Consider the following 18,828-nt stretch of genomic DNA (forward strand, 5'->3'; position numbering starts at 1 on the left):
ATAGAAATAATACTATAAAGTGGAGTAAAGTGGTACGAAGTGGGGCAAAGTGTCCTTGGAATGGAGTGTAGCTTATGTTTATCGGTGAATATCAACATTCGTTGGATAATAAGGGGCGATTAATAATCCCTTCAAAATTTAGGGATGAGCTTGGTGATGTTTTCATAATCACTAAGGGATTAGATAATTGTCTTTTTGTCTATCCTAAAGAAGAGTGGGACATATTAGAAAACAAGCTAAAACTTTTACCGCTGACTAGTAAGGACGCAAGGGCTTTTGTTAGATTTTTCTTTTCAGGAGCAACAGAATGTGAGTTAGATAAACAAGGAAGGATACTTATTCCTGTTAATTTAAGAGATCATTGTAAGCTAGATAAGGATGCAGTAATAATAGGAGTCTCCACAAGAGTTGAAATATGGAGTAAAGAGGAATGGGATACATATAATGATGACGATAGTCTAAGCTATGAGGCAATTGCAGAAAAAATGGCAGAGCTTGGAATTTAAGTTATATATTTATCCATACTTTGAACAAATAGATTTATTAAATAGTATGAGGTGAAAGACATGGAGTTTCAGCACATATCTGTACTACTAAATGAGGTCATAAGTGGACTTGATATAAAGAAAAATGGAACATATGTTGACGGTACCCTTGGGGGCGCAGGACATTCAAAGGAGATTGTAAAAAAACTAGAGAATGGGCATCTAATTGGTATTGATCAAGATATGAATGCTATTAAAAAGGCAAGTGAAGAACTTAAAGAGTTCAAAGACCGAATAACTATAGTCCATAACAATTTTAAGAACATAGATATAGTATTACAAGAACAAGATATCCATGAAATAGACGGTATTCTATTAGACTTAGGAGTTTCTTCTCATCAATTAGATGAAGGAGAAAGAGGTTTTTCATATAATAAGGACTCTTTTCTTGATATGAGAATGGATATATCGCAGGATTTAAATGCTTGGGACATTGTCAATAAATACCCAAAAGGAGAACTAGAGAGGATAATTAAAGACTATGGAGAAGAACGGTGGGCTGCAAGAATAGCTGAATTTATCCAAAATGAAAGACAAATTAAGCCTATAAACACAACTGGAGAGCTAGTAGATGTAATAAAGAAAGCTATTCCAAGTGGAGCTAGGAAAGATGGACCCCATCCTGCAAAAAGAACATTTCAAGCGATACGCATAGAGGTAAATAATGAATTAGGAATATTAAGGGAATCTATAATAAAGGCGGTAAATGCATTAAAGGCAGGAGGACGAATCTGTATTATAACTTTTCATTCTTTAGAGGACAGAATAGTTAAAGAGACATTTAAGGAACTTAGTCTAGATTGTATATGCCCTCCTGAACTTCCAATATGTACATGTAATAAGAAAAAGGAACTAAATATTATTACAAGAAAACCAATATTACCATCAGATAAGGAAATTGAATTAAATCCAAGGTCAAGAAGTGCAAAGCTTAGGATCGGAGAGAAAATTTAGTGTTCTAAATAATAAGGAGAGTGAATAAACTTGTTAGTAGCCAAAAAAGAAGTGTATTCATATTACGAAGACAATAACATAGATATAAAAAGAACTAAAAAGGTTACACAAAACAAGAAGAGTAATTCCTCTGCTAAGATAAAGTTCTTTGCAGTTGCATTTTTAATTTTATTTGTGTGCCTTGGAGTATTATTTAGATATGCTCAAATAACTCAGATTAAAATGGAGATTTCAAAGCTAGAAAAGGATATAAAAACACTTAATAAGCACAAGGTAGATATTTCATTAGATTTAGAAAGAATTAAAGAGTCTGGCTGGATAGAGAAAGAAGCTGAAACAAGACTAGGTATGATATATCCTACTAATGAGCAAGTAGTGTATATTGCAGTTAATAGCTATGATATAGATAGTGGAATAAAGGTTGAAGAAAAATCAGAAAAATTAGGGTTTTTGAAATTATTTAGCAATGTAATAGGCCAAATATCTAATAAGCTTTAGGAGGTTCAAGCCGTGTCAGTACCTACTTTATCGACTAAAAGAAGACTAATATTTTCTTTGTTTTTAATTTCAGCAGTAGTCTTCACTCTGATTGTAAGATTAGGAATTATACAAGTTGTACAAGGTGAGGATTTAAAAAAACAAGCCTTGGAGCAATGGAGTAGAGGAATTCCTGTAAAGGCCAAAAGAGGATACATACTAGATAGTAAGGGCAAAAAACTTGCAATAAGCGTAAGTAGAGATACAGTATGGTGCAGACCTGCTGACATTGAAAAGCCTGAAGAAAATGCAAAAATAATAGCTGAGATACTAGGTTTAGATAAAGATGAGGTATATAATAAAATAACTAGTAAGCAGAGTATAGTTAAGATTAAACAATGGATTGAAAAAGAAGAAAGCAGATTACTAAGAGAAGCTAGTATAAAGGGGATAGAGTTAGCCGAGGATAATAAAAGATATTATCCTTTTGGAAGCTTTGCAGCTCATATTATAGGTCACAATAATGTAGATCAAGTGGGGCAATATGGGATAGAGAGAGCATACAATAAATATTTAACTGGAATCCCTGGAAAGTGGGTTAAAACTGCAGATGGGGCTGGAAGACAGCTTCCCTATGATGAAGAAAGACTTTATGAGGCTAAGGATGGATTGAACGTAGTATTAACTATGGATGAAACTATTCAGCACTTTGCAGAAAAAGCAGCCTTAGAAGTATTAGTAAAAAACAAAGCAAAAAACGTATCAATTATAGTTATGGAGCCTCAAACAGGAGACCTATTGGCAATGGCTAATAAACCTGACTATGATCCCAATTATCCAACCGTACCAAATGATGAAGCATTAGCTAAATCTTGGGAAGGACTAACACAAGAGGAATTAATCAATAAATGGTATGATATGTGGAGAAATTATTCTATTAATGACGTATATGAGCCTGGTTCTACTTTTAAGATAATTACTGCTGCTGTAGGTTTAGAAGAAAATGTGGTTACCCCTAATAGTAAAATTTATTGTGGTGGGTATGTTAGACAAATAAAAAGTGGTAAACCTATAAAATGCTGGAGATACTATAATCCCCATGGAGATCAAACATTTGTAGAAGGTGTTCAGAACTCCTGCAACGTAGTTTTTGTTGAAGTCGGCTTAAGGCTAGGAGCGGAAAAGATGTATGAATACATCAAAGCATTTGGTTTTGGTGAGCCTACTGGAATTCCGTTTTCAGGTGAAGCTCTAGGAATTATACCTAGCAGCTCACAGGCTATTAAAGACGTAAATCTGGCTACTATATCATTTGGCCAAGGAATTGCAGTTACTCCAATACAACTGATTACAGCTGTGAGTGCTATAGCCAATGGTGGCAATCTTATGGTTCCTAGAGTAGTGAAAGAATTAGTAGATTCGGAAGGAAATGTTGTACATCAATATGAGCCAGAAATTAGAAGAAAGGTTATTTCTGAAGAAACATCAAAAACAATGATGAAAATATTAGAAAGTGTAGTAACAGAGGGCACAGGTAAAAGTGCCTATGTTCCAGGCTATCGAGTGGCAGGTAAAACAGGTACAGCTCAAAAGGTCATAGACGGTCGCTATGCTGATGGTAAGTATATTGCATCATTTCTTGCTGTGGCACCAGCTAATGACCCTAAAATCGCAGTATTAGTTATAGTAGATGAGCCAAGTAATGGGGCTTATTATGGTGGGCAAATTGCAGCACCTGTTGCAGGTCAAGTAGTCAAGGATATTTTAAGCTATATGGATGTAGAGCCTCAGTTTACAGAAGCAGAAAAAAGTACTACTGAAAATGAAAATGTTACAGTCCCAGATGTAAGAAACAAAAGCATTACAGATGCTAGTAAAATAATTTTGGCATTAGGTTTAAAATATACTACTGATGCCTATTATATAGAGGGAGGAGCAGTAGTGTTAGACCAGTTTCCACAGCCTGGAAGTGTAGTTAAAAAAGGAGCAAATTTGGACTTATATATAGAATCAACAAGAAGGGAAACTGAAAAAATTATTGTGCCAGATTTAACTGGTAAAACTCGTGAGGAAGCTCTAGAGCTTTTAAATCAACTTAATTTAAGGTTTGAATTTTCAGGGTCAGGAATAGTAGTTGGACAGATTCCAAAGGCAGGTACTGAAGTGGACTTTAATTCACTAGTTAATGTAAGATTTGACAATGTTAATTAAAACTGACTTAAAAGGCAACTTCAAGCAAAATGTTTGAAAGTTGCCTTTTAAGTAGACTATAATACTTTATAAATTTGTGGTATTATCATATAGGGTAATTGATTTTAATCTGTGAGGTGTAACAGATGAATTTAAATAGATTAGTTTCTGAGCTAAAGGCAGAAGAAGTTATTGGAGAAACAAATATTAAGATCACTGGTATTCAATATGATTCTCGAAAAGTAGTAAAAGGCAATGTCTTTGTTGCTATTAATGGCTTTAAGGTTGATGGACATGATTATATAGAACATGCTTTAGATAATGGAGCAATAGCAATTGTTGTAGAAAAAGATGTAAGCATAAGCCATGATGCGGTAATAATAAAAGTTAAAGATACAAGAAAAGCTTTAGCAAAATTATCTTCAGAGTTTTATGGAAATCCATCAAAAAAAATCGAGCTAATAGGCGTAACAGGTACAAATGGGAAAACTAGCATTACATACATTATAGATTCTATATTAAAGATGAACAACAAGAAAAATGGCATAATAGGAACGGTCGGGAGCTTTGTAGATGGAACTCATATAGACACAAAAAACACAACCCCAGAATCCCTTGAGCTACAACGGATATTTAGTAAATTGGTTAAGGCTGATGCATATAGCTGTGTTATGGAAGTGTCTTCTCATTCTCTGGAGCTTAGCAGAGTTGAGAACTGTGATTTTAATGTAGGTATATTCACTAATTTGACTAAGGAGCATTTAGATTATCATCAAAGTATAGAAAATTATTATAATGCAAAGAAAAAACTTTTCTATATGACTAGTAAATGCAATATAATAAATATTGATGATAAGTATGGAAGAAAGCTAATTAAAGAAATCTCTACTTTAGACACACCATTATTAACATATGGCATTGAGTATGAATCAGATATTTATGCCACAGATATAGTATATTCTGCTACTGGTGTAATTTTTTCTCTCAATACCCCAAAAGGGAATATTAAGGTGAACATGAACATACCAGGCAAATTCACAATATACAATGGTTTAGCCGCTGCTTCATGTGCCTATGCCTATGGCATTGACCTTAATGATATAAAATTGGGACTGGAACAGATAAAAGGAGTTAAGGGGAGATTTGAAGTTATTCCTACAGATAAAGATTTTACTGTTATTATTGATTTTGCACATACTGCAGATGCTCTTGAAAAGATATTAAATGTTATAGATGATTTTTCAGAAGGAAGGAAAATAATAGTTTTTGGAGCAGGTGGAGATAGAGATATTAGCAAGAGGACACCAATGGGGGAAGTTGCAGGTACTCATTGTGACTTATGCATTGTAACCTCAGATAATCCTAGGACTGAAGATCCACAGCAAATTATAGACCATATAATAGAGGGTATAAAAAAAGTCAATGGTGACTATATTGCTATTGTTGATAGAAAAGAAGCTATAGAATATGCTATTAAAAATAGTAAACCAAAAGACATAATTCTATTAGCGGGGAAGGGACATGAATCTTATATCATTATAGGAGATACTACCTTTCCTTTTGATGAGAGGAAGATTGTATTAGAAGCACTGAAAACACTATAATATACTTTTAGAAAACATTATTAAAACACACTTGGAGGAGAAAACATGTCAGATTATAAAGATATAATTAGGGTAATTATAATATCCTTTATAATAACATTATTATTAGGACCTATTCTTATACCTGTATTAAAAAAATTAAAAGTTGGGCAGAGCATAAGAGAAGAAGGGCCTAAGACGCATTTTAAAAAGAGTGGAACGCCTACAATGGGAGGCATAATAATGATAATTGCTCTCCTAATAACAACTATCTCTTCTGGATTGCTTAACAGGGATATGATTGTTCTGCTCATATTTACAGTTGGATTTGGATTTATTGGGTTTATTGATGATTTTATAAAAGTGGTGTTAAAAAGGTCCCTAGGACTTAGAGCATATCAAAAGCTAATTGGACAGGTTGCCCTGGCAATGATTTTAGCCATATATCAATCTAACAATTCAGTTCTTGGAACTAAATTAATAGTTCCCTTTATAGACAATGGATATCTAGATTTAGGGCGCTTATATGTTCCATTTATTGTTGTGGTAGTTCTTGGCACTGTAAATGCTGTTAATTTTACAGACGGATTAGATGGTCTGGCTTCAGGAGTTACCCTCATTGTAATGTCATTTTTTAGTTTAGTTGCTTTAGATGCTGGAATGAATAGCATAGCTGTATTTTCTGCTGCTCTTGCTGGTACTTGTCTTGGATTTCTTAGACATAATTCCTATCCAGCGAAGGTGTTCATGGGAGATACAGGTTCTCTAGCTTTAGGTGGAGCCGTTTCATCAATAGCTGTGCTGCTTAACCTGTCCTTAATAATACCTATAGTTGGAGGTATATATTTTGCTGAAATTGTATCTGTAATGATTCAAGTGGCTTCTTTTAAATTAACAGGAAGAAGAGTTTTTTTAATGGCTCCTCTTCATCATCATTACGAACAAAAAGGATGGAAAGAGACTAAGGTAGTGGTAGTGTTTTGGTCAGCAACTGTAATGTTGTGCTTAATAGGCATATATAGTTTGAGTTAATTTTTGAAAAAGCAGGTGAATAATATGGAGTTAAAAGGTAAAAATGTATTGATTTTAGGTTTAGCCGTAAGTGGTGTATCTACAGCTAAAGCACTTGATAAATTAGGAGCTAATATAATTGTTACAGATATGAAAAAAGAAGAAGAGCTTGAAGAACAATTAGCAGAATTAAAGGATATTAATATAAAATATGTGTTAGGTAGTAATGACATCTGCTTAGACAATATTTATTTAATAGTAAAAAGCCCAGGAATTCCTGTAGAGATACCGCTTTTATTAAATGCTAAAAATAATAATATAGAAGTGATTACAGATATTGAACTGGCTTATAGAATAAGTAAAAACAGGTTTATCGCCATTACTGGTACTAATGGGAAAACTACTACAACAGCACTTACTGGTGAACTAATTAAAAACATGGGATTAAAATGTCATGTTACTGGGAATATTGGGGTGGGAGTATTATGGGAGACTATCAATGCACAGAAAGAAGATGTTTTTGTAATAGAAGCTAGTAGCTTCCAGCTAGAAAGCACGAAACTTTTTAGACCTAAAATAAGTGTAATAACTAATATTACACCAGACCATTTAAATTGGCATAAAACCTTTGATAACTATGTAGAAGCAAAAAAGAAAATACTTAAAAATCAACAAAAAGGCGACTATACTATATTAAATTATGACGATTTACTCTTAAGAGAAATAGGCAAAGAAGTTAAATCAGATTTGATTTACTTTAGCGTAGGCAATAAGTTAGATAATGGAGTATATATAGACAATAATCAAATTATAATTAGTGATGGAAAAAACACAATTTACGTCATGGATTCTAAAGATATAAGGATACCTGGAAGACATAATCTTGAAAATGCATTAGCAGTAGTTTCAATTGGATGGGCATTAGGAATAAAACCAGAGATTATAGAAAAGACCCTGAGAGAATTTGAAGGGGTAGAGCATAGAATAGAGTATGTAGACAATATTTCAGAAGTTAGTTTTTACAATGATTCTAAGGGTACCAATCCAGATGCATCAATTAAAGCTATTCAGGCCTTAAAAAAGCCTATAATATTGATTGCAGGAGGCATGGACAAAGGAACAGGCTTTGAAGAGTTTATTGATAGTTTTGAAGATAAGGTTAAAGCCTTAGTTTTGTTAGGAGAAACTAGTGAAAAAATTAAAGAAACTGCAATAAGTAAAGGCTTTAGTAATATATATATAGTAGGTAGTATTGAAGAAGCAGTTGGTAAAAGCTTTGAATTAGCAGTACCTGGTGACAATATACTTCTTTCTCCTGCATGTGCAAGTTGGGATATGTTTAAGAGCTATGAAGAAAGGGGAAAAGTATTTAAGCAGGCTGTAAAGAGTTTAAGGGAGGCTTAATAATGGCTAAAAAAAGAGCCAGCGACTTTACCTTGATGATTTCCGTTATTTTACTTGTTTTCATAGGAATAATAATGGTTTTTAGCTCCAGTTGGCCTGATTCCTTATATAAAATGGATGATGGTTATCATTTCCTTAAAAAACAACTATTTGCTAGTGGAGTAGGGTTAGTAGCTATGTTGTTCTTTATGAATTTTGATTACTGGAGGCTAGATAAACTATCGAAGTTGATATTTATAGGCTCAATTATTACTGGATTACTAATATTTACTGATTTAGGTATAGAGATTAAAGGAGCTAGAAGATGGATTAATCTAGGTTTTACTACCTTCATGCCTTCAGATGCTATAAAATGGGGTTCTATTATTTATCTTTCTTCATTTTTAGCTAAAAGAAAGGACAATATGAAGAGTATGTTTAAAACTTTTTTGCCTTCATTAGTTATTATCGGAATTGCATGTGGTATGGTACTACTTCAGAAGGATCTAGGTACTGCAGCAACTATAGGAATATCGTTGTTTGGTATTTTATTCATTGCAGGAACTAAAATTATATATCTTACGTTTCTTGGCTCAATAGGAGCAATGAGCGGTTATTTGGCTATAAAACTAGAGCCATTTAGACTTAGAAGGTTTACAGCTTTTTTAGACCCCTTTGCACCTGAAGTAAAGGACAATGTTGGATGGCAAGCAGTACAATCTCTTTATGCACTTGGTTCTGGCGGATTGTTTGGACTTGGGTTAGGGAAAAGCAGACAAAAATTCTTCTATATACCTGAGCCATATAATGATTTTATATTTTCAATTATTGGGGAAGAGCTTGGATTTATAGGTAGTGTTACAGTAATTCTTCTATTTCTTCTCATTATTTGGCGAGGCATTAGAATAGCACTAAGCACAAAGGATTTATTTGGATGTTATCTTGCAGCTGGGATAGTAATACTTATTACTGTTCAATCTATGATCCATATTGCAGTTGTAACTTCTTCTATGCCTACAACGGGTATTACCTTGCCTTTTGTAAGCTTTGGGGGTACATCTCTAATGATGTATATGGGAGCAGCGGGAATTTTGTTGAATATATCTAGGCATACAGATATTAGTGGGAGTTGAAAAATATGAAGTTTTTAATTACTGGAGGGGGTACAGGTGGTCATATTTATCCAGCCCTAGCCATAGCAAGAAAAATAAAAAAGGAATATAAAAATTCAGAAATATTATATGTAGGAACAGAAAATGGACTAGAGGCTGAGATAGTACCAAAGGAAGGCTTCGATTTTAAAACTATTAGAGTAAAAGGATTTAAAAGAAAGCTTTCAAAGGATACCTTAAAATCCATTGGAGAACTATTTTTAGGATTTAAGGATGGTAGAAATATTATAAACGATTTTAAACCAGATATAGTCATAGGTACTGGAGGATATGTTTGTGGTCCAATAGTATTATTGGCATCAATGAAGAAAATTCCTACAATAATACATGAGCAAAATGCTTTTCCTGGTGCTACAAACAGGATTTTATCAAAATTTGTAGATAAAATTGCAGGAAGCTTTGAAGAATCAAGAAAGCATTTTAACAATTCTAAGAAGCTAGTTATAACAGGTAACCCTATTAGACAAGATATTATAGGTTTTGATAAGGGAATAGCATACAAGGACTTGAATATTAGACCAGATAAACCCTTTGTTTTATCCTTTGGAGGAAGTGGGGGACAAAAGAAACTTAATGATGCAATGCTCGATGTAATCCTTAAAAATTATGATAATAACAACATACAGATAATTCATGTTACAGGTAAGAGACTTTATGATGGCTTTATGGAGGAATTAAATAAGAAAGGTATATACCAGTTTAAAGAAAACATTAGAGTGTATCCTTATTTTTTTGAAGTACCAAAGGCTCTATCTATTGCTAATTTAATAATAACCAGTGGTGGGGCCATTGCTATTGCAGAGATAACAGCCATTGGAATACCTAGTATATTAATACCTAAAGCATATACAACTGAAAATCATCAAGAATATAATGCTAGAGCATTAGAGAAAAAGGGAGCAAGTATAGTAATACTTGAAAAGGACTTAAATGGTCAATTGTTAAATGAAGAAATAAATGGTTTACTATCCAATAAAATAAAGTTAAGAGAAATGACCTTAAAAAGCAAAGAAATGGGTATCATTAATGCAGATGAAAGAATATTAGATATTATAAAGGAATTTATATAAAATAAATAACTATGTAGAATGTTGTAAGTTGTAACACCTTTAAAGAATATGCATAAGATAAATATATATTGTTTTTTACATATAGTTTGGAGCATATTCTGGAGGTGTAAGGATGAGTAAGTATATCATAGAGGGAGGCAAAAGATTAGTTGGCGAAATTCCTGTAATTGGAGCCAAAAATTCTGTGCTACCTATACTAGCAGCTACTGTAATCAACAATAATACAAGTACAATTTTTAATACTCCAAATCTAAGAGATGTAGAGATTATGGAACAGATATTATTAGCCATAGGGTGTAAGGTCAATAGGTCAGACAATATAATTTTCGTTGATTCAAGAGATATTTCTAAAATTAGAATACCTGAAGAGCTTGTACGAGAAATGCGTTCCTCAATTATATTAATGGGGGCTATGCTAAATAGATGTGGTGAGGTTGAAATAAGCTATCCTGGAGGATGTGAAATAGGACCTAGACCTATAGATTTGCATTTAAAGGCCCTTAAGGAGCTAGGGGCAACAATAGAAGAAGCCCATGGTTTTCTATACTGTAAGGCTGACAAGTTAAAGGGCTGTGACATACAGCTAGATTATCCCAGCGTTGGTGCTACAGAGAATATTATGCTAGCAGCAGTAAGAGCAGAAGGTACTACAATAATCCGAAACGCTGCTCGAGAACCTGAAATTATTGATCTTCAAAACTTCCTCAAAGGAATAGGAGCCAAAATACATGGTGCAGGCACAAGTGTAATAAGAATAGACGGTGTAGATAGCTTTACTAGCGTAGAGCATACTATTATACCTGATAGAATAGTGGCAGGTACTTATATGATAGCTTCTGCTATAACTGGAGGAGAGGTAGTTTTAAAGAATATTGAGGTAGAACATATTCAATCTATAATAGCGAAGCTTAAAGAAACTGGATGCATGATATATAATAACTGTACTACCTTAAAAATTATTGGACCTAAAAGACCAAATGCTATTGAAACAGTTCAAACTCTACCTTATCCAGGATTTCCAACAGATATGCAGGCTCAAACAATTGCACTACTGAGTATTGCAAATGGAACTAGCATAGTTACAGAAACTATATTCGAGAATAGATTTAAGCATGTAGAAGAGCTTATTAGAATGGGAGCTAATATAAAAACAGTTGGTAAGGTTGCTATAATTAAAGGTGCTAAGGAACTAACAGGCGCAAAGGTTACATCTAAAGATTTAAGAGGTGGAGCTGCCTTAGTTTTAGCTGCATTAGCTGCTAAAGGCACTTCTATTATTGAAGATACCTATCATATTGAAAGAGGATATGATGGTCTAGAAAAGGCACTCATGGCATTAAACGCAGATATAAAGAAAATTTAAGCAGCTTATGCTGCTTAAGGCTCAAGGGACAAGCCTTAGTGGAGGAGCTACTATGAAAAAAAATAGCAACATAGATAAAAAAATTAAAAAGAAAAAAACTGGACTTATATTTATTATATTTTTATTATTAATCTCTATTTTTTTTATTTTATATACTAAGACAAGCTTCTTTCATATTTCAAATATAGAGGTGTTTGGAAACGAACAAATATCTGATGATAAGCTAATACTTGCATCGGGAGTTACTACTGGTGAGAATATTTTTAAAATTAATTTAAAATCCGCTAAAGAGAATATTAAACTTCATCCCTACACAAAAAATGTAAAAGTGAAAAGAAAGCTACCTAATAAAATTGCTATTCATATTGAGGAAAGAAAAGAAGCCGCTGTTATAGTTCATATTGGGTCTTATATATACATTGATGATGAAGGAATTATTTTAAACATTCTTTCAGAAAAAAAAGATAATAAGTGTATAACTATAAGCAATTTAGAAATAGAAGAAGCAGAGATAGGCAAAGAAATTATTTTTAATAATGATGAAATGAATAATTTGATTTTAGAATTTATTGATTCTTGTACTAAGCTAGGGCTAGCTGAAACTTTTAACCAGGTGTCATTTGATGAAGATGGAGAAATCACCATTTATTTGGAAAATGGACAAGAGGTTGCATTTGGAACCTTAGATGATGTAAAATATAAATTGAATTTTCTTCAAGCTATATTAAAGGAGTTAGAAAGCAATAATCAAAGATACAAAGCTATTCACCTAGATAAAGGAAACAATGCAATCATAATAAAAGATAATGACTAGGGGGAGGAAAATGAAAGATATTAAGAGCAATATTTTAATTATATTAGTTTGCATAATATTGGGCGTTATTTTAGCTATTCAGCTTAAGTCTGTTGAAAACAACATAGGCTCTAGTACAATTCCTACTCAAAGAGCTCAACAGCTTGCTATTGATTATAAAAAAATACAAGATGAAAGAGATAGAATAAGAAATGAACTAGATAATCTTGAGGCAAAGCTAAAACAGTATGAAAAAGGTGAAGCTGAAAAAGACGTGTATTTAGAAAATTTATATAAAGATATTGAAAAGTACAGAGTTTTAGCTGGCTATGAAAGTGTTCAAGGGCCTGGAATAGTTATTGAAATTAACGATCCACCAATGGAGGTTTTATATGGGGAAGATTCAAGTGCCATAGTAGATAATTATGAATTCCTTCTTCAAATAATTAGTGTAATAAATGCAACAGAAGCTGAAGCCATATCTATTAATGAACAAAGATATACTAGTTTTACGGAAATTGTTCCAGCTGCTAAACATTTGGAAATCAATGGAGTTTCCTTTGGACCGCCCTTTGTTATAAAAGCCATTGGGAAACCCGATGATTTAGAAAATGCATTAAGAATTAAGCGTGGAATTATATGGCGCATGGAAAACTTGCTTAACCTAGATATACACATAAAACAGGAACAGAATATAGTTATTCCTAAATATAGAAAAATAAAGGAGTTTAGATATGCTAAACCCTTAGAGGAAATTTCAAATTAACCATTGGAGGGATTAAACAATGGGAGAAAAAAAGAGTAGTATTGTATGGCTTATATTTTTTTCTGTTCTCCTAGGAGTACTGCTATCATTTCAAATGAAGCAAAATATTGATGATTATGATTTAGTATCATTAAAGTCAATACAGATAATGAAAAATGATATAAACAATATGAACAAAGAAATTGAGGACATAAAAGAATTAATAATAAAAAAAGAAAAAGAATTAGAAGAGTTAGAAGAATTGATAAATAACGAAGAAACAGATATTTCAGAGCACTTATTGAATGGAATAAAAGAAATTAAACTTATAGCAGGATTAGATGATGTTCAAGGACCTGGAATAAGAGTATTAATAGCTGATAATGAAGATGAGGACATAGTAGGTGCAGAAATAAATGAAGACATTATACATGATGCAGATATTCAAATATTATTGAATGACTTAAGAAAAGCTGGAGCAGAGGCTATCAGTATTAACGGTCAAAGAGTAATGTCTAGATCAGAAATAAAATGTGCTGGTCCTACAATAAGAGTAAACGGAAGAAGCTCTGCCAATCCCTTTATAATAACTGCAATTGGTGATCCTAAGCTGCTATACGCTGCTATTAACGCGCCTAATACTTATGGTTGGCAATTAAGGGAAATTTACAAATTAAGAGTTGAAGCAATTATAAAGGACAATGTATATGTACCTAGATATTATTGGACAGATCAAGAATTTAAGTATGCAAAACCAAAAAAAGAAGGTGAATAATAATGGTTATTTTAGCTTTTATAGGTATCCTTATGGGGGTGTTGATAGGAATATATTTACCTATAACATACTCTGCAAGCTATTCCTTGTATGTATCAGTTGCTATATTAGCATGTTTAGACTCAGTTTTTGGAGGTATAAGAGCAACACTTGATAAAAAATTTAATACAGCAATATTTATATCTGGATTTTTTGGCAATGCAATACTAGCAGCATTTTTAGCTTATGTTGGGGATAGACTTGGTGTACCTCTTTATTATGCAGCTATATTTACTTTTGGAGGGAGGCTATTCCAAAATTTTGCTATTATAAGAAGATATTTTTTTAGCAAAAAAGATACTAATTAATGAAACAAGATAAAAATCATTATTTTTATCAAAAAAAGAGGAAAAAAGGCAGATATATTGAATTTAATATATAATAACATCTGCTTCAACTAAGGGGGAAATAATATGAGTGACTATATCGCATCTATTGATATAGGAACATCAAAAATATGCACTATCATTAGTGAACTAGATAGAAACGGGAAAGTACAGATTATTGGAATTGGCAAAGCTCAATGTGAAGGTATTAGAAAAGGTGTAGTTGTAGATATTGAGTCTACTGCCAAGTCCATAAGTGAATCTGTAGAGCAAGCAGAAAATATGGCTGATGTTGAGATAAATCAAGTTTATGTCAATATTCCCGGTGGCTATACAAGTATTATTAGAAATAAAGGAATAATTGCTGTTTCTAATGATAATAGAGAGATAGGCGTAGACGACATTAAAAGAGTATTAAATTCAGCTACAATAATATCAGTTCCCCCTGATCGTCAAATTGTTGACATAGTACCAGTACAATACATTGTAGATGGGTATGACGAAATTAGTGATCCTACAGGCATGTTTGGAGTTAGACTCGAAGCTGATGTAGAAATAGTTACAGCCTCACTTACTACAATTCAAAATTTAGTGAAGAGTGTAAATAAGGCTGGACTAGAAGTGCTAGGCATTATTATGGAGCCTTTAGCTACATCTGAATCAGTGCTTACCAAGGATGAGACTGAACTTGGAGTTTTACTCATTGACATAGGAGCAGGGACTACAGACTTTTCAGTGTTTAAAGATGGAAACATTGTTTATTCGGGTCTTATTCCTGCAGCAGGCAACCACATTACAAATGATATTTCTATAGGGCTGAGGCTTGCTGTAAAAGAGAGTGAGGATATTAAAAGAAAATATGGGTTAGCATATACTGGCTTAGCAAAGAATGATAATATATTTGAAGCTACACCCATAGGGCTGAATGAAAAAATCAAAATACCAGAGCTGCAATTAGCAGAAATTATTGAAGCTAGAGTAGGAGAAATATTTGAGATTATTAATAATGAGCTTATGAAGTTAGGACTAAAGAACGAAATATTGGCAGGTGTAGTTATTACTGGAGGAGGAATAAGCTATTTAAGAGGGGTCAAAGAACTAGGTAGAATACTGTTTGACCTCCCTATACGGGTTGGACAGCCTAGTGGATTAGGAGTTAAAGATCCAATTTTTTCAGCTTCAGTAGGAATGATTAATTATTCTTTAAAGAGGAAATTCAATTATTATATAGAATACAATAATGTCGAGAAAAAAAGAATGAGAAATAAAAGCAGAAATAAAGAAGAAAATAAAGTAGTTTCGATTTTTAAAAAACTTTGGAATGACTATTTCTAGTATTAAATAAGGGGGTAACTGTATGTTCGATTTTGAAGTAGATGTGGAACAATTTGCTCATATTAAAGTCATTGGAGTAGGTGGCGGAGGAAACAACGCTGTTAATAGAATGATAGAGAGCCAAGTAAAGGGTATTGAATTTATATCCGTAAATACTGATAAACAAGCATTATATTCTTCAAAAGCAGAGATAAAGGTTCAAATTGGTGAAAAGCTTACAAGAGGTCTTGGAGCAGGAGCTAATCCGGAGATAGGAGCTAAGGCTGCTGAAGAGAATAGAAATGAATTAATGGAAATATTAAAGGGTGCCGATATGGTATTTATTACTGCTGGTATGGGTGGTGGTACAGGAACTGGAGCAGCACCTATAGTTGCTGAAATCGCAAAAGAACTTGGGATTTTGACTGTAGGAGTAGTTACCAAGCCTTTTATGTTTGAAGGTAGAAAGAGAATGATTCATGCAGAAAAGGGAATAGAAGAGCTTAAAAGTAGAGTTGATACCTTAGTTACTATTCCTAATGATAGATTATTACAGGTGGCAGAGAGAAAAACTTCTATTGTAGAAGCATTTTGCATAGCAGATGACGTTCTAAGACAAGGAATTCAGGGTATATCCGATTTAATAGCAGTTCCTGCATTGATTAACTTAGACTTTGCTGACGTTAAAACTATTATGTCTAATCAGGGTCTTGCGCATATGGGAATTGGAAAAGCTAGTGGAGAAAATAGAGCAACAGAAGCTGCTAAGCAGGCAATACATAGTCCTTTACTTGAAACTTCAATTGAAGGAGCAAAGGGTGTATTATTAAATATTACAGGGGGGCCAAACCTAGGAATTTTTGAAGTCAATGAGGCTGCTGATTTAATTAGACAATCAGTTGACCCTGACGCAAATATTATTTTTGGTGCTGGGCTTGATGATAATCTTAAAGATGAAATAAAAATAACCGTAATTGCTACAGGATTCGACAACATTAAAAAACAAGCTCCTGTGGAAACGCAAAAATTGTCAATCACTGGCGATAAGGTTAAAGAAAAGGTTATGCCAGATACAAAGCAACTTGATAATGACGATCTCGATATTCCGACGTTTTTAAGAAGAAGAGATAAATAACTCTTTCTAGTTTCTAGAAAGAGTTTTTTTTCGACTTCAATAAGTGACAGAATTCTAATATTACATATATTATAATAGACATAATATTAAAGGTTATTGAATAAAAGTTAAATAGAATATGAATGTACAATAGAGGGGGCAATATTTTGTACATATATGCTGAATACCTTTTATTGGAGAATATGCTGATTAACTATATTCTACTGCATTTAACAAAAAAATTTACTAAAACAGAAGCAAATAATATTAGAGTATTATTGGCTTCTTTTATTGGGGCAATATATTCTTTAGTCATATTCTTTCCTTCATTAAAATTCATGACAAAATTTATTATTAAAATCTCTGTCTCTATATTAATAATAATAGTTGGATTCAATCCATCTAAGCTTAAAAAGTTTATTAGGCTTATTTCAACCTTTTATGTAATGGCTTTTATATTTGCTGGTGCATCATTGGCTTTATTCTACTTAGCTCAAGCTGAGACCTACGCTGGTAATGGTATATTTTATATTAAGGATTTTCCAGTGAAGCTATTAGCACTTGCAATATTTGTTTCATACACTCTAATTAAAACCGTATGGGGATATATCCATACCTTTTTAGCAAAGGGTAAAACCTTTATTCCAATTGTTGTAGGCTTAAATAGTAAAAGTGTTGAAATAGTAGGACTTTTAGATACTGGAAATATGTTAAGAGATCCTGTTACTAAGACACCAGTAATAATAATACAGTTTAATGCTATCAAAGAGCTATTACCTGAACAGGTACAAGATATTTTTAAAAGATATAAGGAAAACGACCTAGAAACTATTTCTGCAATAATGGTTGAAAACATGACTAACATAAAGTTTAGGCTAATACCTTACAAATCCTTGGGTAAGGAAAATGGAATGCTAATAGGATTTAAGCCAGACAAAGTGATAGTTAAAGATGATGAAGATAAAATATTTTGTGACATAATTGTAGGTATATATAATAATACCTTATCAAATGACCATAACTATGTTGCATTACTTCATCCTGAAATGTTTATAGAAAAGGAGGTAGTATAAGTGAAGAAAAGAATATACAAGCTAAAATTAATTATAAGAATATATTATATAAAAATATTAAGAAAAATAGGCTTATATGATGAGTCTGAGGTTTTCTATATTGGTGGAAGTGAAGTATTGCCACCACCATTGACTCAAGAGGAAGAGAACTACCTTGTTTCAAGACTTAATGAGGATGATACTATTCGGACTATTTTAATAGAAAGGAATTTAAGACTAGTAGTTTATATTGCAAGAAAATTTGAAAATACAGGAATTGGAGTAGAAGATTTAGTTTCAATAGGTACTATTGGACTAATAAAAGCTGTAAATACATTTAATCCTGATAAAAAAATTAAGCTTGCTACATATGCTTCGAAATGTATAGAAAATGAAATTTTAATGTATCTTAGAAGAAATAGTAGAGCTAAAGCAGAGATATCCTTTGATGAACCATTAAATATTGATTGGGATGGAAACGAGCTATTATTATCAGATATATTAGGCACAGACAATGATATTATATTCAAAAATTTAGAGGAAGAGGTAGATAAGAGCTTGTTAAACCAAGCAATTTGCAAACTCTCCAATAGGGAAAAGAAAATTATGGAGCTTAGATTTGGTTTAGAAAATGGTGAGGAAAAAACTCAGAAAGAAGTAGCGGATTTATTAGGGATTTCACAATCATATATATCCAGATTGGAAAAGAGAATAATTAAAAGATTAAAAAAAGAAATCAGCAAAATGGTATAAAAAATCAAAAAATAAGAAAAATACATTAATAGTACAGGTAGACTGAGGTTCATCAATATTGTTTTTAGTTATGTATGGTTTGTAACTAGGAATAATATGCTGAATCTCATTTTTATTTTACAATAACTTAATCTATTTACATTAATTGTTGAATAATAAACAATTAAAA

18 protein-coding genes are annotated in these 18,828 nt (G+C 32.5%); all 18 read left to right on the top strand.

Translation table 11 applies throughout. The annotated features are described in order from the left end of the window. Positions 1-74 precede the first annotated feature (74 nt). Positions 75-506 carry a division/cell wall cluster transcriptional repressor MraZ gene (gene mraZ, locus BLV37_RS00165; protein ID WP_091725552.1) on the top strand — a complete coding sequence of 144 codons (432 nt, stop codon included), beginning with the start codon at positions 75-77 and terminating at the stop codon, positions 504-506. Between the two features lie 60 nt (positions 507-566). Then, on the top strand, positions 567-1,499 hold the full coding sequence (gene rsmH / locus BLV37_RS00170; protein ID WP_091725554.1) for a 16S rRNA (cytosine(1402)-N(4))-methyltransferase RsmH: 933 nt from the start codon (positions 567-569) through the stop codon (positions 1,497-1,499). Between the two features lie 30 nt (positions 1,500-1,529). Beyond that, on the top strand, positions 1,530-1,997 hold the full coding sequence (locus tag BLV37_RS00175) for an FtsB/FtsL family cell division protein (protein ID WP_091725557.1): 468 nt from the start codon (positions 1,530-1,532) through the stop codon (positions 1,995-1,997). A gap of 12 nt (positions 1,998-2,009) precedes the next feature. After that, positions 2,010-4,187: a stage V sporulation protein D gene (locus tag BLV37_RS00180; protein WP_091725560.1), complete on the top strand. Its 2,178-nt coding sequence runs from the start codon at positions 2,010-2,012 to the stop codon at positions 4,185-4,187. Positions 4,188-4,312: 125 nt separating this feature from the next. Further along, positions 4,313-5,770: a UDP-N-acetylmuramoyl-L-alanyl-D-glutamate--2,6-diaminopimelate ligase gene (locus BLV37_RS00185; protein ID WP_091725563.1), complete on the top strand. Its 1,458-nt coding sequence runs from the start codon at positions 4,313-4,315 to the stop codon at positions 5,768-5,770. A gap of 45 nt (positions 5,771-5,815) precedes the next feature. Beyond that, a complete protein-coding gene (mraY, locus tag BLV37_RS00190; RefSeq protein ID WP_091725565.1) occupies positions 5,816-6,781 on the top strand; it encodes a phospho-N-acetylmuramoyl-pentapeptide-transferase in 966 nt (321 codons plus the stop codon). Between the two features lie 24 nt (positions 6,782-6,805). Continuing rightward, a complete protein-coding gene (murD, locus tag BLV37_RS00195) occupies positions 6,806-8,164 on the top strand; it encodes a UDP-N-acetylmuramoyl-L-alanine--D-glutamate ligase (protein WP_091725568.1) in 1,359 nt (452 codons plus the stop codon). 2 nt (positions 8,165-8,166) lie between these two features. Then, complete coding sequence (gene ftsW, locus BLV37_RS00200; protein WP_091725570.1) at positions 8,167-9,276, top strand: putative lipid II flippase FtsW; 1,110 nt, start codon at positions 8,167-8,169, stop codon at positions 9,274-9,276. A 5-nt stretch (positions 9,277-9,281) separates the two neighbouring features. Beyond that, positions 9,282-10,385, top strand: coding sequence for an undecaprenyldiphospho-muramoylpentapeptide beta-N-acetylglucosaminyltransferase (gene murG, locus BLV37_RS00205; protein WP_091725573.1), 1,104 nt, complete (start codon positions 9,282-9,284; stop codon positions 10,383-10,385). Positions 10,386-10,497: 112 nt separating this feature from the next. Then, entirely contained in the window at positions 10,498-11,748 is a 1,251-nt protein-coding gene (murA, locus tag BLV37_RS00210) for a UDP-N-acetylglucosamine 1-carboxyvinyltransferase (protein ID WP_091725576.1), read from the top strand. 52 nt (positions 11,749-11,800) lie between these two features. Next, the gene (locus tag BLV37_RS00215; protein WP_176967799.1) at positions 11,801-12,562 is read left to right on the top strand and encodes a cell division protein FtsQ/DivIB; all 762 of its coding nucleotides are present in this window, start codon (positions 11,801-11,803) and stop codon (positions 12,560-12,562) included. 10 nt (positions 12,563-12,572) lie between these two features. Then, positions 12,573-13,307 (top strand): DUF881 domain-containing protein, encoded by a 735-nt coding sequence (locus tag BLV37_RS00220; protein WP_091725582.1) that lies wholly within the window; start codon positions 12,573-12,575, stop codon positions 13,305-13,307. A 19-nt stretch (positions 13,308-13,326) separates the two neighbouring features. After that, a complete protein-coding gene (locus BLV37_RS00225; protein WP_091725585.1) occupies positions 13,327-14,061 on the top strand; it encodes a DUF881 domain-containing protein in 735 nt (244 codons plus the stop codon). An 8-nt stretch (positions 14,062-14,069) separates the two neighbouring features. Then, positions 14,070-14,408 carry a small basic family protein gene (locus BLV37_RS00230; protein WP_208975164.1) on the top strand — a complete coding sequence of 113 codons (339 nt, stop codon included), beginning with the start codon at positions 14,070-14,072 and terminating at the stop codon, positions 14,406-14,408. 105 nt (positions 14,409-14,513) lie between these two features. Then, positions 14,514-15,761: a cell division protein FtsA gene (gene ftsA, locus BLV37_RS00235; RefSeq protein ID WP_091725591.1), complete on the top strand. Its 1,248-nt coding sequence runs from the start codon at positions 14,514-14,516 to the stop codon at positions 15,759-15,761. 22 nt (positions 15,762-15,783) lie between these two features. Then, the gene (gene ftsZ / locus BLV37_RS00240; protein ID WP_091725594.1) at positions 15,784-16,875 is read left to right on the top strand and encodes a cell division protein FtsZ; all 1,092 of its coding nucleotides are present in this window, start codon (positions 15,784-15,786) and stop codon (positions 16,873-16,875) included. 146 nt (positions 16,876-17,021) lie between these two features. Next, complete coding sequence (gene spoIIGA, locus BLV37_RS00245) at positions 17,022-17,927, top strand: sigma-E processing peptidase SpoIIGA (RefSeq protein WP_244270420.1); 906 nt, start codon at positions 17,022-17,024, stop codon at positions 17,925-17,927. Continuing rightward, complete coding sequence (gene sigE, locus BLV37_RS00250) at positions 17,928-18,659, top strand: RNA polymerase sporulation sigma factor SigE (RefSeq protein WP_091725601.1); 732 nt, start codon at positions 17,928-17,930, stop codon at positions 18,657-18,659. Positions 18,660-18,828 lie beyond the last annotated feature (169 nt).

The organism is Proteiniborus ethanoligenes, assembly GCF_900107485.1.
GTDB lineage: Bacteria > Bacillota > Clostridia > Tissierellales > Proteiniboraceae > Proteiniborus > Proteiniborus ethanoligenes.